The sequence below is a fragment of the Deltaproteobacteria bacterium genome (genome assembly GCA_019310525.1).
Taxonomy (GTDB): Bacteria; Desulfobacterota; DSM-4660; order Desulfatiglandales; family HGW-15; genus JAFDEE01.
In genome coordinates, this window is sequence record JAFDEE010000105.1 from 1 (window position 1) to 9,550 (window position 9,550).

Genomic DNA, 9,550 nt, shown 5'->3' on the forward strand with positions numbered 1-9,550 from the left:
CAGGACCGTGACCACGGGGTACTCGGCAGCCGATTCCACCAACTCTTGTGAGATCTCGCGGGTAATCATGCCATTTTTCTACCACATCGCCGTGCAAAACGCAAATAAAAGTTTGGATTTGCACAAAACAAAAAATCCCGCTTGTCCTTACAGGCCTTGGCGTAGATTCCCGGGATATTTGTGATAGAAAGGGGGTAATATCTCCGGAATAAATTGACAAAAGGGAGAAGGATGTTGGATTAAATGGGCCTAAGTGAAGAGGCACATCTTTTTCCACTCCGGGAGCGGGGCTGTGTATTAAGGTCACACCTCCCCCACCATCTTCAAAAACACTCTTCGATCCTCATCATCCTAAAAAGATGTCCCTTTTCTCGTCGCCGCGAGACAGGATACAATGAAAGGCCCCTTTAAACTCTATCCTTCATGCCCTCGCCATGAATGAAACATTGCCTCCCGAACGCCAAAATGCCAACAATTATTCACTATTCAAGATGAGGCTCCATTTATCGCTCATAGATCCTCGGAAGCATTCCGGGCTCTAGGCTCGTCTAATATCCGATCAATCAATCTTCCGTCTTTGTTATCTATTATTACCCTGGGAACCATGACCTTAAAACATTTTTTAGTTTATCGAACGTTGGATCTTGACATCTTTGTAGACCAACTTTTTCCGCTAATTCTCGATATATCGCGGAAGATCGTTGGACACGAACTTCACGCAATGCCTCAATAAGGCATTCTTTGGGACGAAGAGGCTTTGTGTCGCCATCAGGCCAAAATCCTTTGTTTAATAGCCATGTGCGAAGGCGTTGACCGCGTCCGGTCCACCCTAAGGCAACATCTACTTGCGGGGAGTGACTCCATATCCAAATCTCGAGTTCCGGTTCAATAACAAGCACACATACTCGATTTTGCCAGCCTTTTTGGCGAAGTTTATCTTCCAAGTCATCAGCTATTTCACCGGCAGGGCGGGCCTCTTGACCAGAACCTTCATGATCAAAAATAACCATCGCATAGGCAGCTCTGTTAAAATATGGCTGAAGTATGTGCTGAGCTTCATGAAAACATCCTGGATCACGGCGTGGATGAACCAATATTTCATAGTGAATAGGACGAATTCCGAGGCTTTTGCTTCTTTTTGATAACAGGCCATCAATTGCCTCGCGATCATCCTTACCCGGAACCAATACGACGAGATCTAGTGGATATCCTTCACTCATCCAAGAACCCCTGTTGCAAAGAGGGTTCCAAGGTCTGTGCCTCTTTGCCAGTCTTTCAAGTTTGGATGATCTGAACCCCGCACAATATCGGTGGCACCGTCTTCAGTTCGGGCGAAACATAATACTTGTTCAGGTTCCGCCAGAGATAAAATGACTGGAGAGTGACTAGCACACAGAATCTGTGCCTCATAAGCGGAAGAAAAGGCTTGAAAAACTGTTTCCACCGCTTGAGGGTGGATGCCATTTTCTGGTTCCTCAATCAAGTAAATATACGGATAATCGAGATACGCCAGAAGAGTAAGAGCTAATAACCGAAGCGTTCCATCCGAAAGAACCCAAGAGGGAACCTTCAAGCCATTTTCGTATACGATTTGCAAATAACGATGTCGGTCTTCAGGCCGTTCTATAGTCTCAATTGCTTTAATGTCTGGAAGCGCTGTGCGGATATGTGAAACCCATCGTTTAAAGTTGTCAGGATTATTACTCTGAAAATGCTCGACAGCCCATGGAAGGTTAGATCCATCAGGCCTAAAGGTCTTTGGTTGGCCCGGAGGGCTCGGTTTCCGCATCGTCAGGCTATTGAGAACCAAACTCTGTATTCCGTCAATGAGTACACGTTTGAACCAAGTTGAAACAGGAAATTTTGTTTCATCTTCAGGCAGATTTGCGAGAGCAGATTTGCGAGGACCAAGTTTAAACGCATGATCCCAACCCTTTCCAGTCTCATCATAGAAATTGTCATTTCCTCCAGATACTTTGTTGACAACGGTCTTAACTCCTCTCTTCGGAACAGAGGTTAAGATAGTTTCAGGAGGAGATGGCGGGAAAGGGAAAAGAGATTTTTGAATAGAAGGCTCTTCAGAACGAGGCAGGAAAAGTACCCGTTCGGCTCGAATAGAATTTTCTCGATTAATAGAATCGATTTCGAGTGAGATTTCATACCTACATGTGTTAAATTCTCCTTTTATCACATTTTGAAAACGTTTCGGTATTTCAACTTCTACTGCCAGATCAAAGTGGTCTCCTTTCTTTTTCCAGAACAGGTCGGTGAGATTATCAGACCGTTCCCTAATCGCTACATCAAGATCTTTGGAAACGACATCACCAAGGAAGCGAACCACATCCAGAAACGTTGACTTGCCGCTGGCATTGGGACCAACAAGGATTTCAAAAGCATTAATTTTTGTTCTGACATAACGGAGGCAACGGTAGCCTTTGGCCTCTATCAATCGAATCATACAATCTCCTCCTATAAACGATAGACCACCTAAATCGCCTCGGCTAGTATCTCGTAAAACCGCACAGTCATAATCTCACGCCTTAAGTGGTCGAGCTTTGCTGCCGGATCGTGACTGGGCACCGTTATCCTCTTCTTTTTCATTTGAACAGTTACGTTATTGCTAGACATGAAGAATTTCCTCTTCGGTAATCGGCAAATCGGTACTCGCCTTGGCTGTGATCCAACTCAACATATTTAAATGACGTACCGTCATGGCCACTTCCTTTTCTTCCAACGGAGGACGGCGCTTCTGCTTCCATTTCATAACCGTATTGAGCACGTCCTTTTCTGTAGGAGGGGCTTCAGTGCTATCCTTCCATTCCTGTGCTGCGAAATGAACCGTGGCAGCCACTTCGGCCTGTTTGGTCCTCATTCGCATAAAAAGGTCGGCCACCTTTTCGATAATGGACTCCCATTGCTGAAGCTGGTCAGCATAGGCCCGCTTGGCATCATTGAATGTTTGCCCTACACGGACAGCGAACATTCGGCCTAACCGTTCCTCGCGAATCAGCCCATTATTAACCAGGACTGTAATTCGTTCCTTCAAGGCCGGCGCATAGGGCCCGTAACTGCCGCGTTGATATTTCAAACCCGTCGGAATTCCGGACTCTGTCGCAAAGTAAGCGATCTTTTGAAAGGTGGTACGCCCAACGGGCCAGTGAAAAGGTTCATCTTCTATTCTTCTAAGAATCTCCACAACCGCGACCCATGCCGGGCTGATCCGTTGGGGAGCCGGTCTTGCAACTGCCGCATCCTGTACTCTGTCCAGAAAAGACACCTGCAGTTCTTCATGGGGCGTACCGAAGGGCGCGAAAAGTTCCACGGGGATGTCCAATGTTTTAAGATGCCTGTACAGGGTCGGCCCAACCACGCGCCACTCAAGCTGACCATGACCACATCCGAGAGGCGGGACAGCCAGGGATGTGATGCCCCATTCCTTGTAGTGTTCTCGGAGGTAGCGCAAGCCTTCCTCAATGTCCTGGATACGCGAAACAGACCGCCAATGGTCTTTCGTCGGGAAGTTGAGAATCCAAGGCGGGAACATGCGTTTGAACAGATAGGGCCTCCCCAAACGGACCTGTTTGGCGTCACAGCGCTTCACATAATCCTCGAACATGTCAGGGAAGCGTTTTTTGAACTCAAGCGCAATCCCTTTGCCCATGACTCCGACGCAGTTTACCGTGTTGACCAGCGTCTGCACCTTGGATTCAAACATGTCACCCATAATCACATTCACCATGGATCTTCCCCCATCTGAAAAAGAGATGGCTGTTTATCACAACCGGAAATTTTGTGCCTAATGCTTGAAACGAGGCCATCGCATCTTGGCACGAGACATATGCCCCTGTAATGTAACCCGGTTTCACTTTGTCGGGCACAAGCACCTCGGCACACTTGGCAGCTTTCTTTCTCCACTCGGTAATCTGGTCTCCATCTGTCCAGTACTCTGCAAAGGTCCACTCTTGATTCACGATGCTGAGTCCACCGGGGGCAGCCTTGAAAATCGCGTAATCACTTGAAGCATTTCTGTCGGAAATTACAACACCTTGGAGATCGAGAACGTTTGGGCTGACCATAAGTACGCAAATTTCCTGATGTTGTGCTTGGCATTTGTACATCATAGGGTTTCTCGCACAAATATAGAGATTCGCATAGTCATGTAGCTTTTTCCCTCCTGGTACGGTAACCCTTGCCCTTCGATCCTGAATCGTGTTCATGGCCACGGATTCATGTGGCACATGCTTTGCCCGATTATGGGACAAAATACCCAACTTGATGATTGAAGGCACGTTGACTATGGGAGTAATGTAGTGCAGTTCTGTTAATTCATGACGCTCCATCCGTTTAACCCATTTCCATAGGCCAGGGGTCACATCTTGCTTATCATATCGTCATAGAAAGAGGTCTGTCCTATAGGAAGAAACCAAGACCAGTTTAATCCGCCTGAAATTTTAACCCGCTTATGGTAAAAGTGGGGAAAAACCTTGGTTATTGACAATCATGACCTCTGTTTTATTCCCAGCCACTTTCCCAGTTCACTGCTTGGCGCCGCAACCGCCCAGTAGCCCGAAGTCGCGAAGACGGCTCGCAGGCCGCACCACGATGGGAAGCCCTCGAATCCCCCTCCCAACCGCATCATAAACCAGATCTGCCGCTGCCAGGAGCTGCTACATGCTGCACCAGTCGTTCCGTGCCGACACGGATATCAAGGAGATCATCCAGCTGACGGCTCACGTCCCGATGCATACGAAAAAGGCAGACAGGACGTGGGACCTTTGCGGGCCTCAGGTTGTACTGTTGTACGATCAGTTTGTAGGTGTCAATCTTGATATTGTAACGTATTCACGCCCCGTTCACAATCTGAAGCGTCCACACTCATTCGGATTGATTTTAAAGGGCTTGTGTCCTTCCCCCAAAACGTGGACACACTGCAGATAGGAGGTGTGTCGAATGGCTAAAAAATACGATAGGGAGTTTAAAATTGAAGCCGTACGGCTTGCAACTTAAAAAAGCCGTGGCCATCTTCTCGTTTGAATACATAGAGGTTTTTTATAATCGCCAGCGGAGACATTCCACACTCGGTTACCTTTCCCCGGCCGAATATGAACAGACTATGAAGTCGGCAGTTTGCTTTTAGCAACTGTCCACTTTTTTGGGGAAAATCCAGCCTCCGCCTTGTCGCGTAAGAGTGCAGGCAAGAAAGTCACACAAACCTATCCGGCACGTTCTTCCCAAATAGGTGTGGGATTTCCGTTTTCCTTGCACCAGTCGATGATGTTCAGCGTGCCGGTACCCCAACAGTGCAAAGATGTCACTCTCTACTTCTCTTCCTTTTTTAGGCCGTCCAGGGCCTCCTGAAACACCCGGTTGGAAACCTCGACGAATTTGTTCAGGGGCAGGAGTTGGCGGCTTACCACCCGTAACGTTTCGGGATCCATCCGCCCCGCTCCCGCCAGCTGCCGCCCGGCCTCCCTGGCCGCATCGAGGATGTCTCCCACGGGCCGTCCCAGCTCAAGCATCCCCTTGAAGGTGCCCCCCGTGGGGCGGAGCAGGGCCCCGGCGAAGTCCCGGCCGATGGTCCGGCAAAAGGCCTTCATGTGGAGGAGAAGGGGATCGAAATTGTCCTCTTCCCAGAAACCGCATGAGGAGACCAACACGACCTTGCCCCCCTTTGTCCCTTCCCGCCGTGGATGAGAGCAATGTCCTTTCCGTAACTCCACAAAGGGCAGGACCAGGGGCACCATCCGGTCCATGAGGTTCTTCATGGGACCGCTTACCCCGTCGAAATACACCGGCGTGGCAAAGGCCCAGAGATCACTTTCCCTGAGAAGCGGATAGAGATCCTGCATGTCGTCCTTGTGAATGCAGATCCCCGGTTTCTTGAACCAGCAATGAAGATCGCCCGCGCACGGACGGATCTTCATTCTGCTTAGATAAAATCGGGTCACTTCGGCCCCTTCCTCCTCCAGGCCTTCGAGAAAGGGGTTGAAAATCAGGGCGGTGTTCCCGCCATCCATGTTCGGACTGCAATTGAAGGCCAGTACTTTCACGACACACACCCTCCTCACCTTGCGGGTGATTGAAAGGAAACCCCGAATCAACCCGCTCTTTCATGGGAACGGAAAACCGTCAACGATCCTTCCGGGACCATGGTGCTGAAAAAGCGGACGGTGTCCCGGCCCTAAAGCATCTGGTAGGGGTCCACGTCGATCGACAGGCTTACTCCCCTCTTTCTCGTGATCTTCTTCGCCCGGTCCTCGACCTTCCCGAGGAAGTAGTGCAGGAGTCCCGAGGCCTTGCTCTTGACCAGGATATGCCATCGATATTGCCCCTTGAGCCTGGGCAGGGGTGCCTCTGTTGGGCCCAGGACCTGGATCTCCTTTCCTCTTTTCGGCCACCGCTCGAGTATCCCCAGCATTGCTCTTCCCACCTCGCGGGCGGTCTCCGCGGTTTCCTCCCGCCCCCTCCCCCTGATCCGCAGACATGCCAGGTATGCAAAGGGTGGATACCCCAGTTGTTCCCTCAGCTCCTTTTCCCGGAAGAAAAAGGAAGCGTAATCGTGGTCCCTGGAGGCCGTGATGGCATAGTGCCCCGGATTGAAGGTCTGGATGATCACCGTCCCTTTCTCATCCCCCCGCCCCGCACGTCCCGCCACCTGGGAGAGAAGCTGGAACGTCCTCTCGCTGGCCCTGAAATCGGGGAATCCCAGGGAAAAGTCTGCGGCGATGACCCCCACCAAGGTCACGTTCGGGAAATCATACCCCTTGGTGATCATCTGGGTTCCCACCAGGATATCCACTTGCCCCCGGGCGAACTCTCTCAGAATCTGAAAGGTGCGGCCTTTCCGGCGGGTACTGTCCCGGTCCATCCTCGCGATGCGCCTGCCGGGATAAAGGGTTTCCAGTTCGTGTTCCAGTCGCTCGGTCCCGAATCCGTAAGAGCGCATCCCCTCACGGCCGCAGGAGGAGCAGGTGGTCCGGGGTCTGGTGTTGTAACCGCAGTAGTGGCAGGCCAGGCGGTCGTCCCTCAGATGGTAGATCAGGGCGAGATCGCAGTTTACGCACCGGACCCACTCGCCGCAATACCGGCACAGATGCACCCGGTCGAAACCGCGCCTGTTTAAAAACAGGATCACCTGTTTTCCCCGGTCCAGGTGCCTGTCCATTGCCTCCTTGAGTGGACGGCTGAGGATCCCGTCCCCTTCTCCATCCCCACCCGCCTCTTTCATGTCGATAACCCGGACCTCCGGGAGGGGCCTCCTCTCGATCCGCTCCGGCATGGTGAGGAGACGGTACCGTCCCTCAAGGGCGTTCTGGTAGGACTGAACAGAGGGGGTACCTGAACCAAGGAGTACCAGGGCCTTCTCGATCCGCCCCCTCACGACGGCGGCGTCCCTTGCCTGGTAACGGGGAGCCTCTTCCTGCTTGTATGAGGGGTCGTGCTCCTCGTCCACTATGATGAGCCCGGGATTCGGCAGGGGGGCGAACAAGGCCGAACGGGCCCCGATGACGAGGTCCACCTCTCCTCTCCTCATTCGAATCCACTCGTCGTAACGTTCTCCCTCCCCAAGGCCGCTGTGGTAAAGGGCGACCCGGTCTCCCAGGCGCGGCCTGAAGATCCCTTCCATGTAGACCGCCAGGGCGATCTCCGGAACCAGGAGGATGGCCTGACGGCCCAGCCGGATCGTCTCCTCGACGGCGCTCCAGTAGACTTCCGTTTTTCCGCTCCCCGTGACTCCGTAAAGCAGAAATGTGGAAAAGGTCTTCCTTCGAAGGCCCTTTACAATGTCCGCCAGAACCTCTTCCTGCTGGGGGAAGAGCGCCTCGGGGCGGGTTCCGGGAAGCCACTGGGTCCCTGCGGGGCTCCGGAACACCGGTCTCTCGCATATCTCGAGCAGTCCCTTTTTCCTCCACTTCCGCACAAGATAGGCCCCGTTTGGATATCGGGAGGTCAATTCGCTCAGGAGGATTTCCCCTGATTCCCGCACTTCCCGGAGCATCTCCTCCTCGTTTTCGGCCCTCAGGGATCGGATTTTCGTCTCCAGGAACCCATCGAAATCGACGCTTTCCCGTATCTTCACACACTTGCGGAGAAGGGGGCCTCCATGCTTTTTCCCGGTCCGGGTTTCGATCTCTATCCAGCCCCTGCTTTGCAGGACCTTGATCCGCTCCGGGGCGATGGAGAGGCGCTCCCCGGAATGCTCCTTGATCCATCGAAGGGAGGCTCCTTCGGCGGACTTGGCCGGCAGGAGGGGCAGGACTTCCTCCCCCTTCGGGGTCAGCCTGGCGCTCTTGAATGAGCGGGACTTCAATCCCCCGGGCAAGGCCGATTGGATGAGGAGTCCGATGGGGTAAATGTAGTAGTCCGCCATCCATTGAAAAAAGGGGACCTGGCCCCTGGTGAAGAGGGGGTCCTCATCCACGACCTCCAGAATTTCTTTGAGTTTCCGCCTCCCGTCCCAGGGTTCCCTTCCGAGAATGAAGCCGAGGACCTTGCCGCCGCCGAAGGGCACCCAAACGCGAACTCCAGTTCCGGCCCTGGACCGCAAATGCGGAGGGACCGCGTATTGAAAGGTATCGCGGACCGGCACGGTCACCGCAACCCTGAGACAGAATGGCTCTCCGGGTGTCAAGGGTCGATCCGGTGATGAGGGAAATGATTCACTGGGGGTATTTTTCTTCAAAGGCCTTGATGATATTCCGTAGCCGTTCCTTTTCCGAAACGGCCTTTTCCCGGTCCGGAGGTCGAGCGACGGGCGGCGTTTCGACCGAAGGAGTCTCGGAACCGGAAGAGGGAGGAGAAGGAACTTCCAAGGAAACGTTGGTCTTGAGATCCAGGACCGTGTATGTGATACGCCTGTCATCACCCCGAGAATAGACGATTTTAAAGGGGTACCACCCCTCTTGCACTTTCCGGTAATCGCCGAACCGGACACGGACGAGGGGATGCTCTTCTCCGGCCTGGGACCTGTAAGTAAGGAGCAGGGGCAGGAATCGCTTTTTTTCGATGAAGATCTTAGGCGCTTCGGGATCCCGTGACCCTATCCGGTATGCGACTGTCCGTTCCACCCGGTCGAAAGCCACCTCCTCCAGATCGATCCCCAGCCCCGACAAGAGGGCCTGGAGGCGAGAGGCCGATCCGGACATCAGGAGACTGCGGTAGGCGTGATCCACAGGGGTCGATTCCGCACCGGATTCTTCCGACTCCCTCTCCGCCCGGAAATAACCAGGTGAACGGGCCCAGACCTTTTCCTTGTAAAGCCGCGCCTCTCCCGCGTCCCGGGACTCCACCCGAACGGCCTGCTCCATGAGAACCGCTTTAAATCCTGAAAAATTCTTGGCCACGAAACCAAGGACCTGTTCCGCCGGCATGACGTAGGCAGCAACCGTCCATGGAAGGGAAAGGACGAGCAGCAACCAAGGCAGGCCCCCCCGGATCCTGACCCCGATCCGGCGGCGGCTCCGATAGTGCTTGAACTGAACCATAGACTCACACCACAATCGATCCGAAGGATGTGTCCGGCCCCTTTCCGCCCCAATATGACATGGGG

Annotated in this window: 7 protein-coding genes and 1 pseudogene; 1 reads left to right on the forward strand and 7 read right to left on the reverse strand. The window is 53.1% G+C overall.

The window, feature by feature from the left end:
- Positions 1-590 precede the first annotated feature (590 nt).
- From JRF57_14765 to JRF57_14780, 4 genes are all read right to left on the reverse strand, one after another.
- Complete coding sequence (locus tag JRF57_14765) at positions 591-1,220, reverse strand: hypothetical protein (GenBank protein ID MBW2304963.1); 630 nt, start codon at positions 1,218-1,220, stop codon at positions 591-593.
- Complete coding sequence (locus JRF57_14770; GenBank protein ID MBW2304964.1) at positions 1,217-2,458, reverse strand: AAA family ATPase; 1,242 nt, start codon at positions 2,456-2,458, stop codon at positions 1,217-1,219. The genes JRF57_14765 and JRF57_14770 overlap by 4 nt, the downstream gene beginning before the upstream one ends.
- A gap of 162 nt (positions 2,459-2,620) precedes the next feature.
- Complete coding sequence (locus JRF57_14775) at positions 2,621-3,739, reverse strand: macro domain-containing protein (GenBank protein MBW2304965.1); 1,119 nt, start codon at positions 3,737-3,739, stop codon at positions 2,621-2,623.
- Positions 3,717-4,340 (reverse strand): DUF4433 domain-containing protein, encoded by a 624-nt coding sequence (locus JRF57_14780; GenBank protein ID MBW2304966.1) that lies wholly within the window; start codon positions 4,338-4,340, stop codon positions 3,717-3,719. Before JRF57_14780 ends, JRF57_14775 begins: the two co-directional genes overlap by 23 nt.
- Before the next feature lie 689 nt (positions 4,341-5,029).
- Here JRF57_14780 and JRF57_14785 point away from each other — a divergent pair.
- Positions 5,030-5,137, forward strand: a pseudogene (locus JRF57_14785) (IS3 family transposase).
- A 181-nt stretch (positions 5,138-5,318) separates the two neighbouring features.
- Here the strand turns inward: JRF57_14785 and JRF57_14790 are convergent.
- The 3 genes from JRF57_14790 to JRF57_14800 form a co-directional block, all read right to left on the reverse strand.
- Positions 5,319-6,050 carry a flavodoxin family protein gene (locus tag JRF57_14790; GenBank protein ID MBW2304967.1) on the reverse strand — a complete coding sequence of 244 codons (732 nt, stop codon included), beginning with the start codon at positions 6,048-6,050 and terminating at the stop codon, positions 5,319-5,321.
- Positions 6,051-6,181: 131 nt separating this feature from the next.
- Positions 6,182-8,632 carry a primosomal protein N' gene (gene priA / locus JRF57_14795; protein MBW2304968.1) on the reverse strand — a complete coding sequence of 817 codons (2,451 nt, stop codon included), beginning with the start codon at positions 8,630-8,632 and terminating at the stop codon, positions 6,182-6,184.
- Positions 8,633-8,660: 28 nt separating this feature from the next.
- Positions 8,661-9,485 carry a hypothetical protein gene (locus JRF57_14800; protein MBW2304969.1) on the reverse strand — a complete coding sequence of 275 codons (825 nt, stop codon included), beginning with the start codon at positions 9,483-9,485 and terminating at the stop codon, positions 8,661-8,663.
- Positions 9,486-9,550 lie beyond the last annotated feature (65 nt).

Excerpts from the sequence above, each read along its gene's own strand:
- JRF57_14765 (MBW2304963.1), bottom strand. The coding sequence starts at position 1,220 with ATGAGTGAAGGATATCCACTAGATCTCGTCGTATTGGTTCCGGGTAAG.
- JRF57_14770 (MBW2304964.1), bottom strand. The coding sequence starts at position 2,458 with ATGATTCGATTGATAGAGGCCAAAGGCTACCGTTGCCTCCGTTATGTC.
- JRF57_14775 (MBW2304965.1), bottom strand. The coding sequence starts at position 3,739 with ATGGTGAATGTGATTATGGGTGACATGTTTGAATCCAAGGTGCAGACG.
- JRF57_14780 (MBW2304966.1), bottom strand. The coding sequence starts at position 4,340 with ATGGAGCGTCATGAATTAACAGAACTGCACTACATTACTCCCATAGTC.
- JRF57_14800 (MBW2304969.1), bottom strand. The coding sequence starts at position 9,485 with ATGGTTCAGTTCAAGCACTATCGGAGCCGCCGCCGGATCGGGGTCAGG.